Raw genomic sequence first — 352 nt, 5'->3', positions numbered from 1 at the left:
CGATCGCTGAGCTCCTGCATTGACTCGCCTTCAGGAATACGCCCGTCAACGGTGCCATTGACCAGCTGCCGACGCCAGTTCTCTTCTTCTTCGGTCAGAGAATCGATATGTCTTTTTTCCAGCACACCCATGTTTAATTCACGCAGGCGAGAATCAAAGATGATGTCACAGCCGCAGGCCTGGGCGATGATTTCCGCCGTACGCCGGGTGCGTCCTAAATCGCTACTGATAATATGCGTAATGCCAAGCTCTTTGGCACGGGTTGCCACCTGCATCGCCTGTTGCTCACCTTTGGCGGTCAGCGGGCTGTCAGACTGGCCCTGAATACGTCGCTCGGCGTTCCACTGCGTTT

Annotated in this window: 1 protein-coding gene; it reads right to left on the bottom strand. The window is 55.4% G+C overall.

Annotation, left to right across the window (positions count from 1 at the left end; genetic code table 11):
- Positions 1 to 352, bottom strand: a 352-nt coding sequence (locus EIZ58_RS32870; RefSeq protein WP_205672461.1) for a histidine phosphatase family protein, incomplete at both ends; no start/stop codon positions are given.

This window comes from Ammoniphilus sp. YIM 78166, from assembly GCF_004522215.1.
Lineage (GTDB): Bacteria > Bacillota > Bacilli > Aneurinibacillales > RAOX-1 > YIM-78166.
The sequence above is the reverse complement of the archived record's forward strand: the minus strand, read 5'-3'. Positions and strand labels throughout refer to the sequence as shown.